The sequence below is a fragment of the Marinobacter sp. 2_MG-2023 genome, assembly GCF_030546935.1.
GTDB lineage: Bacteria > Pseudomonadota > Gammaproteobacteria > Pseudomonadales > Oleiphilaceae > Marinobacter.
Genome location: NZ_JAUOPH010000001.1, coordinates 751,417 through 771,586, shown reverse-complemented (window position 1 = coordinate 771,586; position 20,170 = coordinate 751,417). Strand labels below are relative to the sequence as shown.

General features: G+C 54.8%; 20 protein-coding genes and 2 tRNA genes. 6 read left to right on the top strand and 16 right to left on the bottom strand.

The window, feature by feature from the left end:
• The first annotated feature begins 4 nt into the window (after nucleotides 1-4).
• The 4 genes from rplI to Q4501_RS03440 all read left to right on the top strand — a co-directional run bounded on the left by rplI (nucleotide 5) and on the right by Q4501_RS03440 (nucleotide 4,096).
• Nucleotides 5-451, top strand: a complete 447-nt coding sequence (rplI, locus tag Q4501_RS03455; RefSeq protein WP_303594179.1) for a 50S ribosomal protein L9 — start codon at nucleotides 5-7, stop codon at nucleotides 449-451.
• A 230-nt stretch (nucleotides 452-681) separates the two neighbouring features.
• Nucleotides 682-2,088: a replicative DNA helicase gene (gene dnaB / locus Q4501_RS03450; protein WP_303594177.1), complete on the top strand. Its 1,407-nt coding sequence runs from the start codon at nucleotides 682-684 to the stop codon at nucleotides 2,086-2,088.
• Nucleotides 2,088-3,164, top strand: coding sequence for an alanine racemase (gene alr, locus Q4501_RS03445; RefSeq protein WP_303594175.1), 1,077 nt, complete (start codon nucleotides 2,088-2,090; stop codon nucleotides 3,162-3,164). The genes dnaB and alr overlap by 1 nt, the downstream gene beginning before the upstream one ends.
• 53 nt (nucleotides 3,165-3,217) lie before the next feature.
• Nucleotides 3,218-4,096, top strand: coding sequence for a sugar nucleotide-binding protein (locus Q4501_RS03440; protein ID WP_303594174.1), 879 nt, complete (start codon nucleotides 3,218-3,220; stop codon nucleotides 4,094-4,096).
• Between the two features lie 26 nt (nucleotides 4,097-4,122).
• Here Q4501_RS03440 and fnr read toward each other — a convergent pair whose 3' ends face one another.
• The 3 genes from fnr to ylqF form a co-directional block, all read right to left on the bottom strand.
• A complete protein-coding gene (gene fnr / locus Q4501_RS03435; RefSeq protein ID WP_303594172.1) occupies nucleotides 4,123-4,878 on the bottom strand; it encodes a fumarate/nitrate reduction transcriptional regulator Fnr in 756 nt (251 codons plus the stop codon).
• Nucleotides 4,879-5,022: 144 nt separating this feature from the next.
• Nucleotides 5,023-6,237 carry a beta-ketoacyl-ACP synthase I gene (gene fabB / locus Q4501_RS03430; protein ID WP_303594170.1) on the bottom strand — a complete coding sequence of 405 codons (1,215 nt, stop codon included), beginning with the start codon at nucleotides 6,235-6,237 and terminating at the stop codon, nucleotides 5,023-5,025.
• Nucleotides 6,238-6,247: 10 nt separating this feature from the next.
• A complete protein-coding gene (gene ylqF, locus Q4501_RS03425) occupies nucleotides 6,248-7,183 on the bottom strand; it encodes a ribosome biogenesis GTPase YlqF (protein ID WP_303594169.1) in 936 nt (311 codons plus the stop codon).
• Nucleotides 7,184-7,408: 225 nt separating this feature from the next.
• Between ylqF and Q4501_RS03420 the strand changes: the two genes are divergently transcribed.
• Nucleotides 7,409-7,855 carry a Spy/CpxP family protein refolding chaperone gene (locus Q4501_RS03420; RefSeq protein WP_303594167.1) on the top strand — a complete coding sequence of 149 codons (447 nt, stop codon included), beginning with the start codon at nucleotides 7,409-7,411 and terminating at the stop codon, nucleotides 7,853-7,855.
• A 77-nt stretch (nucleotides 7,856-7,932) separates the two neighbouring features.
• Here the strand turns inward: Q4501_RS03420 and lipA are convergent, their stop codons facing one another.
• The 4 genes from lipA to Q4501_RS03400 all read right to left on the bottom strand — a co-directional run bounded on the left by lipA (nucleotide 7,933) and on the right by Q4501_RS03400 (nucleotide 11,205).
• The gene (lipA, locus tag Q4501_RS03415) at nucleotides 7,933-8,973 is read right to left on the bottom strand and encodes a lipoyl synthase (protein WP_303594166.1); all 1,041 of its coding nucleotides are present in this window, start codon (nucleotides 8,971-8,973) and stop codon (nucleotides 7,933-7,935) included.
• Between the two features lie 154 nt (nucleotides 8,974-9,127).
• On the bottom strand, nucleotides 9,128-10,405 hold the full coding sequence (locus Q4501_RS03410; protein ID WP_303594164.1) for an O-acetylhomoserine aminocarboxypropyltransferase/cysteine synthase family protein: 1,278 nt from the start codon (nucleotides 10,403-10,405) through the stop codon (nucleotides 9,128-9,130).
• A gap of 164 nt (nucleotides 10,406-10,569) precedes the next feature.
• Nucleotides 10,570-11,037, bottom strand: a complete 468-nt coding sequence (locus Q4501_RS03405) for a PACE efflux transporter (RefSeq protein ID WP_303594163.1) — start codon at nucleotides 11,035-11,037, stop codon at nucleotides 10,570-10,572.
• 91 nt (nucleotides 11,038-11,128) lie between these two features.
• Nucleotides 11,129-11,205, bottom strand: a tRNA-Met gene (locus Q4501_RS03400).
• 293 nt (nucleotides 11,206-11,498) lie between these two features.
• Between Q4501_RS03400 and Q4501_RS03395 the strand changes: the two genes are divergently transcribed.
• A complete protein-coding gene (locus tag Q4501_RS03395) occupies nucleotides 11,499-12,503 on the top strand; it encodes an alpha/beta fold hydrolase (protein ID WP_303594162.1) in 1,005 nt (334 codons plus the stop codon).
• Here the strand turns inward: Q4501_RS03395 and Q4501_RS03390 are convergent.
• From Q4501_RS03390 to Q4501_RS03350, 9 genes are all read right to left on the bottom strand, one after another.
• A complete protein-coding gene (locus Q4501_RS03390; protein WP_303594161.1) occupies nucleotides 12,487-12,993 on the bottom strand; it encodes a shikimate kinase in 507 nt (168 codons plus the stop codon). The genes Q4501_RS03395 and Q4501_RS03390 overlap by 17 nt on opposite strands.
• Before the next feature lie 77 nt (nucleotides 12,994-13,070).
• Nucleotides 13,071-14,162, bottom strand: coding sequence for a redox-regulated ATPase YchF (gene ychF / locus Q4501_RS03385; RefSeq protein WP_303594160.1), 1,092 nt, complete (start codon nucleotides 14,160-14,162; stop codon nucleotides 13,071-13,073).
• Nucleotides 14,163-14,275: 113 nt separating this feature from the next.
• Nucleotides 14,276-14,869: an aminoacyl-tRNA hydrolase gene (pth, locus tag Q4501_RS03380; protein WP_303594159.1), complete on the bottom strand. Its 594-nt coding sequence runs from the start codon at nucleotides 14,867-14,869 to the stop codon at nucleotides 14,276-14,278.
• Nucleotides 14,870-14,890: 21 nt separating this feature from the next.
• Entirely contained in the window at nucleotides 14,891-15,541 is a 651-nt protein-coding gene (locus tag Q4501_RS03375; RefSeq protein WP_303594157.1) for a 50S ribosomal protein L25/general stress protein Ctc, read from the bottom strand.
• Between the two features lie 185 nt (nucleotides 15,542-15,726).
• The gene (locus Q4501_RS03370; protein ID WP_303594156.1) at nucleotides 15,727-16,677 is read right to left on the bottom strand and encodes a ribose-phosphate diphosphokinase; all 951 of its coding nucleotides are present in this window, start codon (nucleotides 16,675-16,677) and stop codon (nucleotides 15,727-15,729) included.
• A gap of 52 nt (nucleotides 16,678-16,729) precedes the next feature.
• Nucleotides 16,730-16,804: transfer RNA gene (locus Q4501_RS03365), tRNA-Gln, on the bottom strand.
• Between the two features lie 19 nt (nucleotides 16,805-16,823).
• The gene (gene ispE, locus Q4501_RS03360; RefSeq protein ID WP_303594154.1) at nucleotides 16,824-17,687 is read right to left on the bottom strand and encodes a 4-(cytidine 5'-diphospho)-2-C-methyl-D-erythritol kinase; all 864 of its coding nucleotides are present in this window, start codon (nucleotides 17,685-17,687) and stop codon (nucleotides 16,824-16,826) included.
• On the bottom strand, nucleotides 17,684-18,319 hold the full coding sequence (gene lolB / locus Q4501_RS03355) for a lipoprotein insertase outer membrane protein LolB (RefSeq protein WP_303594152.1): 636 nt from the start codon (nucleotides 18,317-18,319) through the stop codon (nucleotides 17,684-17,686). Before lolB ends, ispE begins: the two co-directional genes overlap by 4 nt.
• On the bottom strand, nucleotides 18,319-20,079 hold the full coding sequence (locus Q4501_RS03350; RefSeq protein WP_303594150.1) for a tetratricopeptide repeat protein: 1,761 nt from the start codon (nucleotides 20,077-20,079) through the stop codon (nucleotides 18,319-18,321). The genes lolB and Q4501_RS03350 overlap by 1 nt, the downstream gene beginning before the upstream one ends.
• Between the last annotated feature and the right edge of the window lie 91 nt (nucleotides 20,080-20,170).

The following is a 20,170-nucleotide window of genomic DNA, read 5'->3' as shown; positions in this document are numbered from 1 at the left end:
CGAGATGGAAGTTATTCTGCTCGAGAAAGTTGCAAACCTTGGCTCCCTGGGCGACAAGGTAAATGTTAAGTCCGGCTACGGCCGTAATTACCTGCTTCCGTATGGCAAGGCTGCGCCTGCCACTGAAGCGAACCTGAAGGCGTTTGAAGAGCGTCGCGCTGAGCTTGAAAAAGCTGCAGCCGACAAGCTGGCAACGGCTCAGACTCGCGCCGAGGCTCTGGAAGGTGCATCCTTCACAGTTACCTCCAAAGCGGGTGACGAAGGTAAGCTGTTTGGCTCCATCGGTGTTCGTGACATCGCAGACGTTATTACTGCTGCGGGCACTGACGTTGAGAAGAGTGAAGTTCGTCTGCCAGAAGGCCCGCTGCGGGCTACCGGTGAGTACGAAATCGAGCTTCACCTGCACTCAGACGTTGAAGTTACCGTTAAGCTGGCGGTTGTTGCCGAGTAATCCGCTTTCTCTGAAAGTGGAGTCGGGCTTGCCCCGACCTCTGTAGCACGCTAGTGGCAAACAGTGAGCTTTTTGGAGCCCATTGCTAGCCAAGCTAACAGGCCCGAACCGTTTAATACGGCTTTCGGGCCTGTTGCTTTCTGGTATGCTGTCAGAACCAAACCCCCTCCCATTGCTGCGACTATCTGCTTACACTGTCGTGGTTATGACGTTCAACTGAAGATGTGTTCATGGCAAAGCCTAATCTGAAGCCCGCGAGTACTGATCCCGAAACCAGCCGAATCAAGGTTCCTCCCCACTCCGTTGAAGCCGAGCAGGCTGTTCTGGGTGGCCTGATGCTGGACAACCGGCGATTTGATGAAATTACCGAGGTGATCTCGGCTGGTGATTTCTATCGCCAGGATCATCGGCTGATTTTTGGGGCTGTGGAGCGCCTGGCCAGCGAGAATGAGCCGCTTGATGTCGTTACACTGGCTGAGTTTCTCGAGCGTGCCGGAGATATCGAAGATGCCGGCGGATTGTCTTATTTGGCTGAGATGGCAGAAAAAACTCCGGGAGCGGCCAATATCCGGGCCTATGCGGAAATCGTTCGCGAGCGCTCTATTCTGAGGCAGCTTGTGGAAGTCTCGGGTAAGATTTCAGATTCGGCCTTTAATCCCCTGGGGCGAAACAGTAATGAAATTCTGGACGAGGCTGAGCGCAACGTATTCCAGATTGCCGAATCCAGAGTTAAAGAAGGTTCCGGCCCTCAATCAATTAACCCTATCCTGACCAAAACCCTGAGCCGCATAGAAGAGCTGTTCGAGTCTGGTGAGCAGACGACAGGCATGACCACAGGGTTCAGGGATCTGGATGAGCAAACTTCCGGTATGCAGCCGGCAGATCTCATCATCGTGGCAGGCAGACCCTCAATGGGTAAGACCACCTTTGCCATGAATATCGTCGAGAACGCTCTTATAAGCACAGGAGCGCCGGTTCTGGTGTTCAGTATGGAGATGCCGGCAGACGCGCTTGCCATGCGTATGCTTTCGTCTCTGGGCCGGATTGATCAAAGCAAAGTTCGTGGTGGCAAGCTGGAAGAGGATGACTGGCCTCGGCTGACATCTGCGGTAAGTCTGCTTAAAGATAAACCTTTGTATATTGACGACACCCCTGGCCTGAGCCCAACCGAACTGCGTTCACGCGCTCGCCGGATTGCCCGTGAGAACGGAGGTAAAATCGGCTTGATAATGGTCGACTACCTGCAGTTGATGCGAGTTCCGGGCAACACGGAAGGCCGGACGGCTGAAATCTCTGAAATCTCCCGCTCTCTGAAGGGCATTGCCAAAGAACTAAGCTGCCCCGTGGTTGCGCTTTCACAGCTGAACCGAAGTCTGGAGCAGCGCCCGAACAAGCGCCCGATCAACTCTGATTTGCGTGAGTCCGGTGCGATCGAGCAGGACGCCGACGTTATCATGTTTGTCTATCGTGATGAGGTTTATAACGAAGATACGCAAGACAAAGGTATTGCAGAGATTATTATTGGTAAGCAGCGTAATGGTCCGATCGGGACGGTTCGCCTGGCGTTTATCGGCAAATACACTAAGTTTGAAGACTTGGCTCACGGTGACTACGGCGACTATGGTGGTGATTACTGATGCCGCGTAACACGGCCGCATACATTGATCTGAATGCCTTGCGCGCGAACTATCGCACGGCTTGCGAGCGTGCGGGAGATGCCAGGGTGATGGCTGTTGTGAAGGCTGATGGCTATGGCCACGGTATTGCCAGGATTGCATCCGCCCTTGCGGATATGGCGCCAAAGTACGCCGTTGCCTGCATTGAAGAAGCTTTTGCCATTCGTGCAGCAGGTCATGCTCAGCCCGTGGTGTTGCTTCAGGGTGTGCATGCTGCGGAAGATCTGGCGGATTGCGCAAAAAGTCAGTTCGAACCCGTGTTGCATGGGGAGCACCAGTTGCAGTGGCTGGAACAGAGTGGCCAATTGCCCGCTTTCTGGCTGAAGGTTAATACCGGCATGAACCGCTTGGGTTTTCGGTCAGAAGAACTCTCCGAGGTTATGGCCAGACTTGAGAAAATGCCAGCTTTTCATGGGCTTCAGGGTTTTGTCAGTCATTTTGCCTGTGCCGATGACGCCGGAAGCGCAATGACTTCTGTACAGACAGCCAACTTTGAGGCGGCAACCTTGCCCTGGCCCTCGCTGATGAGAAGTGTTGGCAATTCTGCAGCCCATTTTATTCCTGGCCAGCCATTGTTTGACTGGAGTCGTCCGGGTGTCATGCTTTACGGCGGTTCACCTATAGTTGGCAAGACAGGTCCTGAGTTGGGGCTTGAGCCCGTAATGACCCTTGAAGCGCCTTTGATAACCACCCGGACGGTCAGGGCCGGTGAAAGCGTTGGTTATGGCGCTGCCTGGGTGGCGGAGCGCGACACCCTGATGGGTATGGTGGCTATCGGATACGGAGACGGCTATCCACGGCATGCTGGCACGGGTACGCCGGCCGCAATTGGTGGTCGTCGCATCCGGCTGATTGGTCGGGTATCCATGGATATGTTGGCGGTGGATCTGAGTAATGTGCCAGAGGCCCGGGAAGGCGATTTGGTTGAGCTTTGGGGGCGCACCGTTGGAGTGGATGAAGTGGCGAGCTGTGCTGGCACCATTTCTTATGAATTGCTGACAGGCATCACCAGCAGGGTTCCTCGCATCTGCCGATAGTGTGTTCAGGTATCGCGTTTCAAATCAGTTTTATCCGGAGGCATTGAACTCTAGTGCATGTTCTTGTTGTTCACGATTACAGTCCCTTGGGGAAAGTTCTGCTTGAGCTGCTTCGGGAGACATCGTTGCATGTCAGTCCTTTGCTGGTCAGTGACCCGGCAAACGCAAACCTCAGTGCTCTGGAAAGCTGGATCCCCGGAGACACGGATCTGATCGTCAATGCGCTGTGGTTGGCAGACCCTGAGGCTGCAGAACAAGATCCTGAGGGCACGAAAAAAACCGCGTTTTCCATGCCATTGGCAATTGCTGAGCATGCCCGTGACCGAGGTATGGCACTGTTCCAGCTCTCGTCGTGCTATGTGTTTGATGGCCGCAAGCAGAGTGGCTACATAGCCTCCAACCCGGGCCAGCCAGTAAATGAGCTTGGCAACTGGCAGTGGGAGTGTGAGCAGGCGTTGCGTACGCTTTTGCCTCGACACATCATTTTACGCACTGGCTGGAGTCTCAGCCGCTTTATTCGTAAGGTTCAGGCGAGCACCGCTTCGGAGGAGGCTCTGTCACTGCCTGGCAGGTGTGTGGGGCAGCCGGTTTCTGTAAGAGATCTTGCGCGGGTAATAACCGCCGTTATACAGCAGCTGGATTGCGGCGCCGAAGTGTGGGGGACATTCCAGTATGCTGGCGCGGAAGTTATCAGTCTGTATGAGCTGGGGCTGGCTATTGCCGGTTTGCCAGGTATTCCTGAGGTTCTTCACGTGGTGGATGGAATGCCGGCATGGGGAGCGGTGGAGCCGCCAAATACCACTTTGATCTGCACGAAAATTCGCAATACCTTCGGTATCAAGCAGTGTCCCTGGCGCTCAGGGCTGGTTGATGAGCTGGAATTACTGAGGCGCGATGAGACGCATGTAAAAAAACGAACGCCGGCCGAATAATGCCGGCTGTTCCCGGTTAAACCATGTTATTGCTGGCAGCCTTGGCGGGAAAACTCCCGGGTTACCAGCTGCAGTGCTTCAATATCAAGCAGCTCCACTTCACGGCCACGTGCACGGATGATGCCCTGATTCTGGAAGCGTGTGAAAACACGGCTTACCGTCTCAACCGCAAGTCCCAGGAAGTTGGCGATGTCGTTCCTCGCCATCGGCAGACTGAAATTAGTCCCCGACATGCGCCTGCGCTGGAACCGGCTGGAAAGCGAAAGCAGCAGAGAGGCGATACGCTCCTCAGCTGTATTTTTGCTTAACAGCATGGCGAGCTGGTGACTGTTCTGAATTTCATGGCTCATCAGGCGGTACATATGGTGCTGCAGTTCAGGTAGCTTGCCGGTGAGCTCTTCCAGCTTGTCTATCGGGAACTCGCATACGCTGGTTCGCTCCAGGGCCTTGGCAGTGCAGGCATAAGATTCACCGCTCATGCTGTCGAGACCGACGAGCTCGCCAGGCATGAAGAAGCCTGTAACCTGTTCCTCACCACCTTCGGTAATAATCGATGTTTTGACTGAACCGCTCTTCACAGCAAAGCAGGAGCGGAAGGGCGTGCTCTGGTCAAAAATGTGTTCGCCACGGTTGTACATGCGTCCCTGCTGAACAATGTCTTCCAGGCTGTCCAGGTCATTATCCTGAACGGCGAGTGGCAAGCACAGGTTGCTCAGGCTGCACTGATGACAGGACGCTTTCAGCGGAGAAGGGGCTTGGCGGAATCGTAGTGCTTGGGCCATCGCTTATAAACCGTCCAGATTGATGTAAGTCAAAATACTACTTTAATACGCAGAAGTCCGTTTGCCAATGACCAAACTTAAGGACATGTGCATATATCGAAAATAAAAGGTAAGGCCTGGTGCCAGGCCCTACCTTGACCTTCGTCAGGCGGGCAGCCTCTCAAATACCAGTGAGGCGTTTGTTCCCCCAAAGCCGAAGCTGTTGGACATAACGGTGTCGAGTGTTGTTTCGCGGCCCTGAGGGCCTACAAGAGGCATATTACCGATGGCTTCGTCTACCGAGGCCAGGTTGGCGGTGCCGGAAATAAACCCGTTCTGCAGCATGAGTAGAGAGTAAATGGCCTCATGAACGCCTGCGGCACCCAATGAGTGCCCGGAGAGGGATTTGGTGGATGAAATAGCGGGAATGTTTGAGCCAAAGGTGTTTTTTACCGCGCCAAGTTCCGCGGCGTCGCCGACAGGAGTGCTGGTTCCATGGGCGTTGATGTAATCAATCTTGCCGCGGATGGTTGCCATAGCCTGCTCCATACAGCGTTTTGCACCTTCACCCGAGGGCGCCACCATATCGTAGCCATCTGAGGTGGCGCCGTAGCCGGTTAGTTCTGCAATAATATTTGCGCCGCGCTTACGTGCGTGTTCAAGCTCTTCCAGCACTACCATGCCGCCGCCGCCGGCGATAACAAAACCATCGCGCCCGGAATCGAACGGGCGCGATGCGGTTTCCGGCGCATCATTGTATTTTGTGGAAAGTGCGCCCATGGCATCAAACATCATGGTGAGGCTCCAGTCTTCCTCCTCACCCCCGCCCGCGAATACAATGTCCTGCTTGCCGTTCTGGATCTGCTCCATGGCATGGCCGATGCAATGCGCACTGGTGGCGCACGCTGAGGACATAGAGTAGTTCACGCCGCGAATTTTGTAAGCGGTGGCCAGGCAGGCAGAAACCGTGCTCGTCATGATGCGTGGCACCATATAGGGCCCGATACGCTTGACGCCTTTTGCTCGCATTATATCGGTTGCTTCAACCTGGCTTGAGCAGGAAGAGCCGCCGGAGCCTGCAATCAGTCCAGTGCGATCGTTGGAAATCTGCTCTTCACTCAGACCTGCCTGGGCAATAGCCTGTTCCATCGCGAGGTAGCTGTACATGGCAGAGGGGCCCATGAAACGCCGCACTTTGCGATCAATAACGGTGGTATCAACAGTCGGAGAGCCAGAAACCTGGCTGCGAAACCCCATCTCTTTATAGGTTTCATTGAAGCGGATGCCCGAGGTTCCGTTCTTGAGGCTTGCGAGAACCTCGTCAAGTGAGTTTCCGAGGCAGGAAATGATGCCCATGCCGGTAACGACGACTCGTCTCATAATATTCTCCTTATTGCCGGCGGCCAGAACGGGATGCTTTGGAAGCGGCCTTCTTTTCTGCAAGTTTAGACTCTTTTTCAGCTTCGGCAGCGGCGGTTTCCTTTATTTCCCGTTCTACCATCGCAGGCGTTTCAAGAGAAATTCGCCCCAGAGTGCCAGCGCGAAATTCGTTGATTAGTACTTCAGAGACCTTGTTCAGGTCGGGAATGCCGCCACGGCCAAGGAACCTGCGCCTGGCTGCAATTTCGTCCATTACGGCCAGGCCATCTACGGGCAGCTTATCGAAACCGTAGCGGGCTTTGACCAATTCAGGGTAAGCCTCTCGCAGGTATTCGGCTTCAAACAGAGCGATATCTTCGAAATCCAGAACCGAGCTGCGAATGGCTCCGGTAATGGCCAGCCGATAACCGCAAGCCTCAGGCGAGAGCTTTGGCCACAGGAACCCCGGGGTATCGTAAAGAAGAATGTTGTCCGGCAGCTTGATGGTCTGCTGCGCTTTTGTCACGGCCGGTTCATTGCCTGTCTTTGCGGCCGGGCGCCCAGCCAGCGTATTGATCAGCGTGGATTTGCCCACGTTTGGTATGCCCAGAATCATTACCCGAAGAGCGCTCTTCTGGCGATCATGGTCTGGCGTCATCTCTGCGGCCAGACTGAGGATATCAAGTGCCTCGCCCCGTTGGTTGTGGGTGAGGGTAATGGTTCTTACCCCGCGCTCTTTCTCCAGCCACGTTTGCCACTGTGTGGTGATGTCCGGATCGGCCAGGTCGCGCTTGTTCAGAACCCTGATCAGTGGCGTTTCCCCACGCAGGGACGGCACCAGCGGGTTTTCGCTGCTGAAGGGGATGCGGGCATCCAGTACCTCAATGATGAGATCCATCTGAGGCATGATCTTTTTGATCTCCTTGCGGGCTTTGTGCATGTGCCCAGGAAACCAGTTAATAGCCATTTCTCTGCTCCAGCGTTGGTGAATCGCGCCATTATGAAGGGGAATGACCAAACTTTCACATTTGTTTCGATTCGCTGGTGGGGCGGGGTTTGAGCGGGCATGGTGACCAATATGTATAAAAACAGGGGGTACCGGGGTGAAAATCAGGGCCGGGATGTTTTAGGGTGTCACCTCAGGTATCTATCGAGATCAAATCGCATAATCAATTTGTTAATGGAGATTTTCATGAAGCTAGCAAAACTGTTCGGTACCGCTCTTGTTGCCGTAAGCCTGTCCGCACCGGTATTGGCCCAGCAAGCAGCAGGTGGTCAGCCGGATCAGGTTGCCCAACTGGCACAGATGGTTGGTCTTTCGGAAGATCAACAGAAAGAGATCCGCGGAATTCTTGATGAAATGCAGGGCGAAATTGGAACATTGCGCGAGGAGGCCCGTGCGCTGCAAGAGCAGATGCAGAGTGAAATCAAAGCGGATTACGATGAAGACGCCATTCGCGAACACGGTGAAGATCTGGGTGATGTGACAGGTGAAATCGCCGCGCTTTCAACTCTGATGCAAGCCAAGGTAGACAGCGTATTCACTCAGGAGCAGCGTGACGAGCTCGAGATGAAAATGCAGCAGATGCGTCAACAGATGCAGCAACAGCGTCAGATGATGCAGCAACAGGGTCAGTAATGGCCTGATGGCTGACTGAGGCTGTCCCACATGCCACGGTGGGGCGGCTATCCTTTAACCGCTGGTTGGTTGTCTTCTCAGTCGAGCGCTTTTACCGGAATCTGCATGGCGTTAGAACTGGGGACACTGGGCACTGCAAGCCCGAGATTATTCTTGTCGAATACCTTGTCTGCCCGGTAGCTGGAACGCACCATGGGGCCGGAAGGCACTTCCATAAAACCTTTTTCAAGGCCAATTTCGCGATACCTGTTGAAGTCTTCCGGTGTTACATATTTCTCGACCGGCAGGTGATTCGGTGTCGGGCGCAAATACTGGCCAAGAGTCAGAATGTCCACTCCGATTGCGCGGAGGTCGTCCATTGTGGCGAGAATTTCCTCTTCGGTCTCGCCCAGGCCCAGCATCAGGCTGGTTTTGGTAAGTACATCGGGTCGATATTGTTTGGCATGGGCCAACACGCTGAGAGTCTTCTGATAGCCGGCGCGAGGATCCCGCACGCGACGCGTAAGCCGTTCCACGGTTTCTACATTCTGGGCAAACACCTCAAGGCCGGAATCCACCACCTTCTCTACGTTGGACATGACGGCATCAAAGTCGGGCGTCAGCGCTTCCACAGCGACGTCGGGTGTGCGTTGTTTGATCGCTGAGACGCAGGCGGCGTAATGGGCAGCACCACCATCATCCAGATCATCCCGGTCTACGGAGGTAAGCACGATGTAGCGCAGCCCCATGAGCTCGACAGACTTGGCCGTGTTCTCCGGTTCGTCTTTATCCAGCCATCCGTTCGGGTTGCCCGTATCTACCGCACAGAAGCGACAGGCGCGGGTACATACGGAGCCCATCACCATGATGGTCGCTGTGCCGGCTGTCCAGCACTCGCCTATGTTGGGGCAGTGAGATTCCTGGCATACGGTACTTACCCGGTTATCGGTAACGTTTTTGCGCACCGCTTCGTAGCGTTCGCCACCCGGCATGCGCGCTCGTAGCCAGTTAGGCTTACGTTCAACTTTTACGGGCTCCTGATGCGTCGATCGCTTTACGCCATCCTTGATAGCCGAAAAGCCATGCTCATTGCGGAATTTGGAACCACTGGTGACGCGGGGCTTTGCGCTTTCGCTCATTGCAACCGGACTCTCATCAAGACTATAGGGAACCTTAGAGAATAATGGGGCGGCGGAGCAGTTACAAGGCGGGTAAGGGCAATCACTGGGTGCGGTAAGAGTTACCGGGTGCGACATTCGTCGTACCCGGTTGGGAGCTAGTGGCCAGGAGCAATCAGGCCTGGGCTTTTTCCAGTGCCTGAGTGATGTCGGCAAGTATGTCGTCTACGTGCTCAATCCCGATCGACAGACGCACCAGGTCTTCACTGACACCCGCGTTTTCGAGCTCTTCCGCATTTAACTGGCGGTGAGTAGTGGTTGCCGGGTGGCAGGCCAGAGACTTGGCGTCACCAATATTCACCAGGCGGTAGATCATATCCAGCGCATCGATAAATTTGGCGCCGGCTTCACGTCCGCCCTTAATGCCGAAACTCACGATGCCAGATGCTTTGCCGCCGCAAATCTTGTCGCAAGTGGCTTTGTATGGGCTGTTCGCCAGCGCTGCGTAATTCACCCACGCTACAGCCGGGTGATTCTGCAGGAAGTCGGCCACTTTTTCGGCGTTCTCGCAATGACGCTCCATGCGCAAGCCCAGAGTTTCCAGGCCCTGCATGATCAGGAACGAGTTGAATGGCGAGAGAGCAGAGCCGGTGTTGCGCAGAGGCACAACGCGGCACCGACCGATGAAAGCAGCGGCGCCGAGGGCTTCGGTATAAACCACACCATGATAGGACGGGTCTGGCTCGTTCATCATCGGGAACTTGGCACCGTTGGCCTTCCAGTCAAACTTGCCGGAATCGACCACGCACCCGGCTACGGTTGTGCCGTGGCCGCCAATATACTTGGTCAGGGAGTGAATCACGATGTCTGCCCCGTGCTCGAACGGCCGGCAGAGATAGGGCGTGGCGACGGTGTTATCCACGATCAGCGGAATACCGTGCTTGTGTGCGATTTCGGCCCAACGGGCAATATCCACCACGTTACCGGCAGGGTTGCCAATGGATTCGCAGAACAGTGCGCGGGTCTGGTCATCAATAGCGTTATCGATGGCGTCGAAATCGTCGTGGCGGACCATGCGGCACTCAATGCCCTGATTGGGCAGCGAGTGGGCGAACAGATTGTAGGTGCCGCCATAGAGCTGGCTGGTGCTGACAATATTGTTACCAACCCGGCAGATTGTTTGCAGAGCATAGGTAATGGCAGACATGCCGGAGGCAACTGCGAGAGCGCCAACGCCGCCTTCAAGGGCCGTCATGCGCTCTTCAAGGACCGAGTTGGTCGGGTTCATGATCCGGGTATAAATGTTGCCCGCAACCTTCAGGTTGAACAGATCTGCACCGTGCTGGGTGTCGTCAAACGTGTAGGACGTGGTCTGGTATATCGGTGTGGTAGCTGCCTTGGTAGTCGGGTCGCCTTTGAAGCCGGCGTGGAGGGCGAGCGTCTCGAATTTCATGTTAACTTCCTTGCGAATGGATAGTCGTTGTTATCGGTTTCGGACGTCAGTATGCCATATAGATTTAGCGGGGTTTATAACGGTATGCAATCGAGACATGCCGGAAGGTCATATGTACATGGTGAGGCAAGCTGGTACCGGGTAGTCCTTCGCGGTATGGAGCCTTATTTACGGGCTTCGGGCGCTGGCGATGATGAAGTTTTTTGGGTTGTTTCAGCTGTATCCGGGTCAGGAAAGATCGTGTCGTAACACCAGGTGAACACGAAGGCGTACACCAGATAAAACAGTGCAAATGAAACATCGACCAACAGCGCTTCCAGCAATCCGATGCCCATCCACCAGGCAATAATCGGAAGGAAGGCAATTAACAATCCCAGCTCGAAGCTGAAGGCGTGCAGAATGCGAACCTTGAAGGACTTGCGTGTTGAGCCTGTCAGCTTTTTAAGCGTGTGATCGAAGCCCAGATTGAAGATGTAATTCCATGTCGTGGCCAGGGTGGCGCCGATCAGCCCAAGCACACCGGTCTTTTCGAGGGAAAAGCCGAAGGCGACGGCTGCGAGGGGAACGGAAATCAGCAGCCCGACAACTTCAAAAGAAATCGCTTGCCGGATTCTGTCGTCGGTGGATCTCATCAGAACTCTCCGCAAGGGCAGGGCTTAGCGCCTTTTCGTTGCCCGGAAATAAAAAAAGGCCGCGACCTGAGTCGCGACCTTTTTCGAATACTGGTAGCAAGGGGCGGAGTTGAACCGCCGACCCCAGCATTATGAGTGCTGTGCTCTAACCAACTGAGCTACCTTGCCACTTCGCTTCACCAAAGGAAGCGGCGCGTATCTTATGTACGGAGGACGTAGGTGTCAATAGCTGGCTGGAAAATCTGATCATTTGTCCGTCTTTTTGGTCGGTTCAAGGCCGTATAAGATAATATAAAACAATGATTTGAATGAGATTTTTGATCTGCACAAATTCATCCGGATTTAACATGGTTCTGTCATGAGGTCAGGGGCGTTGTTGCTAATGTCAGAGTTAGACTAACCTGTAGTTGAGTATGACGCAGGGGGGCGTGGAAGTAAGGTGGACAGTCGGGTTGTACAGAGTGCTCAGGAACTTGCTTGGTGTGATGGCGGTGTGCGTGATGCTGCCCGGTTGTATGTCGATGAAAGCGGACCGCGACGTCACCATGTCACAGCAGCTTGATAAAGGAGAGCCCCGGTTTTCACTCTGGAGTACACGTCGGGTCGCATGGCTGGAGCGCGGAGACCCGCAGGGCTATCCAGTATTCTACGCCCACGGCAATCCTGGTTCCCGCCTGGAATTATTGTTTATGGATGCCAAGGCATGGGAATACGGGGTCCGGCTAATTGTTATGGACAGGCCCGGTATAGGCGGGTCCGATTTTGTCTCCAATTATGGGCTGCTGGATTTTGCCAGAGATATCGAAAAGCTGGCGGATGAGAAAGGGATTGAGGGTTTTGGTTTGATGGGCTGGTCGAGCGGCGGTCCACCGGTATTGGCGGCAGCTTACTACCTACCCCAAAGAGTCCGCTTTGCGATCTCCATATCCGGTTACACCAACTTTGGCGAGTACGCTGAGGCACGGGCGCTGATGAGTGAATACGGGCTGCGTGGCCCTGAACTGTCTGAAGAGCATCCCGTATTGTTCAGACAGGCTCTCAAAGTGGCCCGATGGGCCGATCTGGCTTTGCCGGAAGTCTATATGGCTGTCGCAGAAGGCGAGATGCCCCCATCTGATCAGGCGCTACTTCAGGACAAGGCGCGCTCAGAGCTGTTTGTTCGTAATCAGCAGGAGGCGTTGGCACAAGGTGTGAAGGGGACTATTCAGGATCTTAAGGTGCAATGGAAGGCCTGGCCTTTTGAATTGGCAGAGATCCATGTGCCGGTACATATCTATCAGGGTGAGCGGGATACCTTCGTTCCCGTGGAGTTCGCGCGACACATGGCTCGGGAAATTCCCGACGTTTCGCTGGATATAATGCCGGAAAGCGGGCATCTGCTGCCTCTGGATCCGATGTTTCTGGACCATCTTTTCAGAAGGGTTCAGCGTTATATCGCAGGAAATCCGGTCAGCAAGCCTTCTTGAGGATCTCTTCGCACACCTGGTCCTGGGTTTTGTGCTCGCCGTTGACGGTCAGGTCGGCGTAGAGGGTATAGAGCGCGCGCCGCTCGGCGAACAGTTCTTCCATTGTCTGCTCAGGGCGTTTTGAAATGCCTCTGAGGCTGAAGTCGCCAATACGCTGGCACACCGTTGCAAGAGGTATGTCCAGAAAAACAACCACACTGTTGCGCTTGAGATGCTGCATCGCACGTTCGCTGTAAACCGCGCTGCCACCGGTTGCAATGACGTGGCCGGTAACGTCCAGGTTGCACAGCACTTGCTCCTCAACGCTGCGCAAGGCTTCGTAGCCTGCATTATCAACAATGCTCTGTAAGCTGTCGCCGGCCTGTGACTGAATCAAAAGGTCCGTATCGACAAACGCCAGTGCTGCGGCCTTGGCCAGCACAACGCCCACAGTGCTCTTGCCTGAGCCCGGCATACCGATCAAAACAATGTTATTCAGTGGAGAAGGCATAGGTGAGGCCTGGCCGCCGTTTAACGGAGTGTTATTGCAAGGCCCCTCCTCAAGATGAAAAGAGGGGCGAGTATGCGTTAAACGTTAAATCGGAAGTGGATGACGTCGCCATCTTCAACGATGTATTCCTTGCCTTCCAAGCGCCATTTTCCTGCTTCTTTAGACCCGGCTTCGCCATTATATTTCACGAAATCCTCATAACTGATGATTTCCGCGCGTATGAAGCCGCGCTCGAAGTCGGTGTGGATAACAGCAGCGGCTTGAGGTGCAGTGGCACCGATTTTAACGGTCCAGGCTCGCACTTCTTTTACTCCGGCAGTGAAGTAGGTCTGCAGATCCAGCAATCTGTAGCCGGCGCGGATAACGCGATCAAGCCCTGGTTCATCCATGCCCATTTCGCTCAGGAACATGCTTTTTTCATCATCTTCCAGCTCGGAAATCTCAGACTCGATTTTGTTACAGATAGGAACGACAACCGCGTTCTCGCTTTCCGCAATCTCACGCACGGTATCCAGGTACGGGTTGTTCTCGAAACCGTCTTCGCTCACGTTGGCGATGTACATGGTTGGTTTGATGGTTAAGAGGCACAGTTCGCGGATCAGTTGCAATTCGTCTTTATCCAGCCCCATGCCGCGTACGGGCTTGCCTTCGTTCAGCACGGGCAACAAGCGTTCAAAGATCTCGATCTGGGCCTTGGCTTCTTTATCGCCACCCTTGGCAATCCGCTGAACACGCTTGATGGCTTTCTCAACGGTATCCATGTCGGCCAGTGCAAGCTCGGTATTGATGATTTCAATATCGGCCGCCGGATCTATCTTGTTGGCAACGTGAATAACGTTGGGGTCGTCAAAGCAGCGCACTACGTGTGCGATAGCTTCGGTCTGGCGAATATTGGCGAGAAACTGATTGCCCAGGCCTTCGCCCTTGGATGCGCCTGCGACAAGGCCGGCGATATCGACAAATTCCATGGTCGTGGGCACGGTGCGCTGCGGTTTTACAATTTCCGCCAGTTTATCCAGCCGGGGGTCTGGCATGGCAACCACGCCTGCGTTCGGTTCGATGGTGCAGAACGGGAAATTTTCCGCGCCAATGCCTGCTTTGGTCAGTGCGTTGAACAGGGTAGATTTGCCGACGTTAGGAAGGCCGACGATGCCGCAGTTAAAACCCATGGAATGCCTCTGCTGGTACGAGAAAATTTGGCGGGATTATACCGGTGTCGGGCAGTGTGTGCGAGTAAGGGATATTCAGGGGGCTGAAGAGCTGAGCGTTTCGCTGTGGAGGTTCAGGCAATGTCCGGCTTGAAACTGTGTAAACGATTCATTGCAGTGGCCAGTTTTCCGGAAGCTGCGTCGGGCAGCACACGCATAGTTTCGTTGAATACTGCGTTCAGGTCTTCGGTTTCCCGTTTGCCAAGGCGGCCTAATACGTAGCCTGTTACCTTGCGGCTATCGCCGGGATGTCCGATGCCAATGCGCAAACGCTGAAATTCGTTGGTGCCCAGGTGTGCAATGGTGTCTCGCAAGCCGTTATGTCCACCGTGTCCTCCGCCTTTTTTCAGCTTGGCGGTGCCGGGGGGCAGGTCGAGTTCGTCGTGAGCGATGAGTATCTGGCTTGGGGGGATCTTGAAAAAGTCCGCGAGAGCTTTTACGGACAAGCCGCTGCGGTTCATAAAAGTAGCGGGGTTCAGCAGGTGAAGCTCAAGGCCTTGCCACTGAATGCGGGCATAGTGCCCGTGATATTTTTTTTCGGGGCGGAGCGGCTGGCCCGCATCGCGGGCCAGTGCTTCGACGAAGAGGGCGCCGGCATTATGGCGGGTATTCTCGTAGTCCGGACCGGGGTTACCCAATCCAACCACCATGACAATATCCTGTGCCATCTGCCAACGCCTCCGGAGTAATTACTCCTTGTCTTCGCCTTCTTCGCTTTCACCTTCGGCTTCGTCTTCAGCTTCGTCAGTCTTGACGCCTTTTGGCTTGTTGATGGATACAACAGCCTGGTCGTGCTCTGAGTCGTGCTGGAGAGCCGGGATACGAACGCCTTCTGGCAGTTTCAGATCGCTCAGGTGGACAACCTGGTCCATCTCAACGTCTGCCAGATCAAGCTCGATGAACTCGGGCAGGTTCTGGGGCAGACAGGCGACTTCAATCTCGGTCATCAGACGGAACGCAACGCCGCCGAAGGTCTTGATTGCCGGAGCTACATCTTCGTTCAGCAGGTGCAGAGGAACCTGAACAACGATTTCGTGATCCTTGTCTACGCGCTGGAAGTCAGCGTGAGTCAGCAGCAGCTTGTACGGGTGCCGCTGAAGATCCTTCATGATTACGCTTTCTTTCTTACCATTCAGTTCGATGGTCAGAATGTGCGAGAAGAAGGCTTCGTTTTCCAGAGCCTTTTTCAGCTCGTTGTGCCAGATGGAAATCGGAGTAGCTTCCTTGTTACCACCGTAAATGATGGCTGGAATTTTACGCTCTTCGCGACGCAGGCGGCGGCTCGCACCTCTCCCCTTGTCGTCACGAGGAAATGCTTCAATAACAAAGTCCTGAGACATGGTTTGTACCTCAATCGTCACCTGAACTGCCCGCGACCAGGCGTTGGGACAGGTGATGTTTTCGAAAAGCCGGATTTTTCCGGCTGACTAAAAGAGTCGGGAGCCTGATTAGGCTCCCGACTCGGTAACTTTCTTGTATCTGCTGTAACCTGTTGTTTTCCCGAGTGTTGCGGCTTTTAGCCTACTCAGACATTCTCAAACAGGGCGCTTATGGATTCTTCGTTGCTAACGCGACGAATAGATTCCGCAAGCAGTCCAGCCATACTGAGGGGGCGGATTCTATCACAGTTTCTGGCTTTGTCACTCAGTGGAATGGTGTCACAGACCACCAATTCGTCCAGGTCGGAGGCCTCGATGTTTTCGATAGCCGGGCCGGAAAGCACAGGGTGAGTGATATAGGCCACTACCCGGGATGCGCCACGCTCTTTAAGAGCATTCGCCGCTTTGCACAAAGTGCCGGCGGTATCCACGATGTCGTCAACCAGGATGCAGGTCTTGCCGTCTACATCACCAATGATGTGCATAACCTGAGAGACGTTCGCCTTCGGGCGGCGCTTATCAATGATGGCCAGGTCGGCATCATCCAGTCGCTTGGCCACGGCGCGGGCACGCACAACACCGCCCACATCCGGTGAGACCACGACAAAGTTCTCAAAACGCTGCCTTTCTATGTCTTCAAGCAGTACCGGTGTGGCGTAGATGTTATCAACCGGTACGTCGAAAAAGCCCTGAATCTGGTCGGCATGAAGGTCTACGGTCAGTACACGGTCAACGCCAATGCTGGAGATCATGTCGGCAACAATTTTGGCGCTGATGGCAACCCGGCTGGAGCGCACACGGCGATCCTGGCGAGCGTAGCCATAATACGGAATGACTGCTGTGATGCGTGATGCGGAAGCGCGACGCAGGGCGTCAGCCATCACGATCAGTTCCATAAGGTTGTCATTCGTGGGGTAGCACGTGGGTTGGATGATGAATACATCGTGTCCGCGTACGTTTTCGTTAATCTCAACGGTGGTTTCGCCATCACTGAAGCTGCCTACAGTGGCTTCTCCCATGGGGATGTGGAGTTTTTTGGCGATAGCGTGGGCAAGCTCTGGATTGGCATTGCCTGCGAAAATCATCAGTTTGGACACGACGGGACCCTTCTCATTTTCGGCGGTTGAGTCAGAAGAAGCGGGAGAAAGTTGGCTGGGGTGGCAGGATTCGAACCTGCGCATGACGGGATCAAAACCCGTTGCCTTACCACTTGGCGACACCCCAGTATCGTGCTTTTTTGGCATCATTCCAGCTCTGTCAGCTTTTGGTGAAGAGGTGATACGTTCACCCCTTTAGCTACGAACCCGGTGATGCCGGAGGGTTTGCTTTCCCAGATAATCCGGGCTGCGGATTCTGTAGGGAAACGTCCAAATATGCAAGCCCCGGTTCCGGTTAATCTTGCAGGTCCGAATTTTGTGAGCCATTCCATGCTCTGATTGACTTCAGGATACAGCCTTCTGACTACATCTTCACAGTCGTTTCGGTACCTCGAGGCGTCTCCCTCAAAAGCGGGCGCTATTTTGATTCTCGGGGTGTTCCTTGTCAACCCTTGCGCTGAAAATATCTTTCCTGTGTTGATGTTACAGGCAGGTTTCAGCACCACAAACCAGTCTTCTGGTGGGAACGCGGGGGTTAGTTTTTCGCCAACCCCTTCGCCAAAAGCAGCGTGGCCGCGTACGAAAACCGGCACGTCAGCGCCAAGAGCCAGCCCTGTCTCTGCGAGTTCATCCAACCCTAGTCCGAGCTTCCAGAGATGATTGAGCCCAAGCAGGGTTGTCGCCGCATTGGAGCTTCCGCCGCCCAGACCGCCACCCATGGGTAGGCGCTTTTCGATGGCTATGCTTACCCCTGGTAGCTCTTCTGATGCCTTTTCTGCAAGAGCATGCGCAGCTTTCATGATCAGGTTGTCTTCATCAGGGACGCCCGGAACCGGGTTCTCCAGCCGCACGCCGGTTTGCGCAGGGCTCAGGCTCAGTGTGATGTCATCACCGTAGTCCAGGAACTGAAACAGCGTTTGAAGCTCGTGGTAGCCATCCGGGCGCCTGCCAACGATGTGCAGAAAGAGGTTCAGTTTGGCGGGCGAGGGTAAGGTAATACTGGTTGTCACGGCGTCAGGTCCTGCCAACTGCTCACCACCACACGCACCCGCTTATCTTCTTTAAGTGCAGTAATCCGTGCGGGCAGAGCAGGGGTGTTGCCTTCCAGCGCATGCCAGCGGTCGTAGCGGATTTCCCAGCCAGCCTGGCGAATCAGGGTCAATTCACCACGGTCGTTAAACAGCAGTCGGAAGTCACCGCCAGGTGCCGGGAGGCCGCGTATCCACCAGGTCATGCTCTCCAGGGGGAGTTGCCAGCCAGTGGCCGCTTGCATCAGCGCGTCCGGGTCGCCGGAACTGTAGTTGTCACCATTCGGAAGTGTAAGTTCAATGAACCCAGGCACACCTTTAAGGTTTGTACTGCCCATCCCGAGAAACGATGACGATAAGGCGAGGTCGTATGCCTCGCCCTCTTGTATCCAGTGGTTGATGATGGCGGTGCCGCTGTCCGAAGGCTGGCGCACAGCCAGTTTTCCTGATAATTGCCAGTGATCAAACTGGCTGAGCCTTACTGAGCGATCCTGCCAGTCGGCGGGCGGCTGATCTGTCATGCCATCCGGCAGAGGTTCAAGCTGGATGGTGGTGCAGGCGCTAAGCCCTGCAATCAGCAATAAGGCTGCCCAGGAGCGAATGAGCCGCCCCATCACTGGTCACCATTGCCGGTCAGCCGCTCAATCGTTTCGCGTAATATGGTGTGATCCGAATCCTGCTCAAGCCCTTCCTTCCAGATAATCTGCGCCTGCTCCTCTGCGCCGCTCATCCACAAAGCTTCACCGTAATGGGCAGCGACCTCCGGATCGGGGTAGGCAGCCCACGCGCGGGACAGATAATCCAGCGCGGGCTCGATCTGGCCTTCCTGAAACAGAATCCACCCCATGCTGTCGAGAATGGCAGGGTTGTTCGGGTCCAGCGTTAGCGCCTTTTCGATGTAGCCGCGGGCTTCTTTAAGCCGCTCGGTGCGGATTGCGAGAATGTATCCCAAGGCGTTGAGCGCCACGGCATTTTCGGGGTCGTTTGCAATAATTTGTTTGAGGTCTTCTTCGGCTTTGCCTGGCTGCTCCATAGTGTCGAAAAGCATAGCCCTCGCATAACGCAGTTGTATGTTCTCGGGGAAGTCTTCAAGTGCATTGGAGCCAACCTCGAGCGCCTCTTGATTCAGCCCCTGATCGAGCAGCAGGTTTACCTCAAGCAGCCAGAAATTTTCTGCTGCCTCAGGGTTGGCATCCCGCAGGGAGCGAATATTTTCAAGTGCTTCGTCGAGCCTGCCTTCCGTCGCCAGCAAGGTGCTGGCCCGGGCCAGGGATGGCAGATAGTAGTTGCCCTGTTCCACGCTTTGATAGTACCCGATGGCCTGTTCAGTATTACCAGCTTCATCTTCAATTCGCCCGAGATAATAGCTGGCTTCGCTGGTGTGATGGCCTTGCTCTGTGAGTTGTGTAAGTTCTTCTTTCGCTAGTTCCGGTTGCCCATTTTCGAGCGCAACAAGGGCGTGCGAAAGCCTCAGGCCGGGGTTGTCCGGGTAACGTTGCACCAGACGGTTGAATTCATCCTGAGCGGCCTGCAGTTCACCTTCACTGATGAGCATGCGACCGTACAGAGTGCCCATCTGCCGGTTTGCCGGGAACCGTCGGGTATTTATCAATAGGTGGTCGAGGGCTTCGACCGTTTGCCCGGCCTGATACAGAAGGTCGCCTTTGAGGATAATGGCAGGCTGGAAATTGGGCTTGTTTGCCAGCAGAGGTTCCAGGCGACGAAGGGCGGCTTCAGGTTGGCCGGTGATTTTCAGCAACAAGGCGATGCTGTATTCCAGTTCCGGTGTGTCCGGGTGGCGACTTGCCATCTCTTCATACAGCCCCAGCAACTCCACCTGCTGTTCCGGAGGAAGGTTTGCTGCCATGGCAGCAAGGCTGTCAAAATCTGCGTCGCCGCCCTGGTCCAGAATCTGCTCCATGTAGCCCAGCGCAGCTTCGAGGTCATTGCGTTTTACGGATTGAATGGCCGAAACCCTCAGCGCCTGGAGGTTGTCGGGGTCCACGTCGAGCCATAACTCTGCCAGCTGCTTCTGGGCGTTGTCGCTATTGAGCGACTGGGCAATACGCATGGCGCGCTCAATAACATTCTTGTCCCGGGACTGCTGCGCGGCTCGGAGGTAGTTGACCAGCGTGACGTCATACCTGCCCCGCTGTGCTGCAATTTCAGCTGAGAGGAGAAGATAAAGGGTTTCCGGCTCAAAATCGGCGTATTCGACGGGCGGCTCGCTGCTTGCTTGCCCGATACCTTTCTGTTCGTTCTTGGGGGTTGGATCGTCGAGGGCGGTTGTGTCCCCCGAACCGGTTATACTGGCGCAACCTGCCAGTGAGAGGGCGAACAGGCAGGTAACCAAAAGCAGTGCGGATTTGTGCATGCAACTTCCCGTGATTTGTCGACTACGCATCTTGAATAACCCGGGATCTCTCGTTTTATTGAGCTGAGTCGGGGACCGGTTCCCTATAATG

What these genes read in the sequence shown, in the direction of transcription:
- dnaB (WP_303594177.1), top strand. Translation starts at nt 682, where the DNA reads ATGGCAAAGCCTAATCTGAAGCCCGCGAGTACTGATCCCGAAACCAGC.
- Q4501_RS03410 (WP_303594164.1), bottom strand. Translation starts at nt 10,405, where the DNA reads ATGAAATTCGAGACGCTCGCCCTCCACGCCGGCTTCAAAGGCGACCCG.
- Q4501_RS03390 (WP_303594161.1), bottom strand. Translation starts at nt 12,993, where the DNA reads ATGCCTTCTCCACTGAATAACATTGTTTTGATCGGTATGCCGGGCTCA.
- fabB (WP_303594170.1), bottom strand. Translation starts at nt 6,237, where the DNA reads ATGAGACGAGTCGTCGTTACCGGCATGGGCATCATTTCCTGCCTCGGA.
- Q4501_RS03420 (WP_303594167.1), top strand. Translation starts at nt 7,409, where the DNA reads ATGAAGCTAGCAAAACTGTTCGGTACCGCTCTTGTTGCCGTAAGCCTG.
- lipA (WP_303594166.1), bottom strand. Translation starts at nt 8,973, where the DNA reads ATGAGCGAAAGCGCAAAGCCCCGCGTCACCAGTGGTTCCAAATTCCGC.
- fnr (WP_303594172.1), bottom strand. Translation starts at nt 4,878, where the DNA reads ATGGCCCAAGCACTACGATTCCGCCAAGCCCCTTCTCCGCTGAAAGCG.
- rplI (WP_303594179.1), top strand. Translation starts at nt 5, where the DNA reads ATGGAAGTTATTCTGCTCGAGAAAGTTGCAAACCTTGGCTCCCTGGGC.
- Q4501_RS03405 (WP_303594163.1), bottom strand. Translation starts at nt 11,037, where the DNA reads ATGAGATCCACCGACGACAGAATCCGGCAAGCGATTTCTTTTGAAGTT.
- lolB (WP_303594152.1), bottom strand. Translation starts at nt 18,319, where the DNA reads ATGGGGCGGCTCATTCGCTCCTGGGCAGCCTTATTGCTGATTGCAGGG.
- ychF (WP_303594160.1), bottom strand. Translation starts at nt 14,162, where the DNA reads ATGGGTTTTAACTGCGGCATCGTCGGCCTTCCTAACGTCGGCAAATCT.
- pth (WP_303594159.1), bottom strand. Translation starts at nt 14,869, where the DNA reads ATGGCACAGGATATTGTCATGGTGGTTGGATTGGGTAACCCCGGTCCG.
- alr (WP_303594175.1), top strand. Translation starts at nt 2,088, where the DNA reads ATGCCGCGTAACACGGCCGCATACATTGATCTGAATGCCTTGCGCGCG.
- Q4501_RS03375 (WP_303594157.1), bottom strand. Translation starts at nt 15,541, where the DNA reads ATGTCTCAGGACTTTGTTATTGAAGCATTTCCTCGTGACGACAAGGGG.
- Q4501_RS03350 (WP_303594150.1), bottom strand. Translation starts at nt 20,079, where the DNA reads ATGCACAAATCCGCACTGCTTTTGGTTACCTGCCTGTTCGCCCTCTCA.
- ylqF (WP_303594169.1), bottom strand. Translation starts at nt 7,183, where the DNA reads ATGGCTATTAACTGGTTTCCTGGGCACATGCACAAAGCCCGCAAGGAG.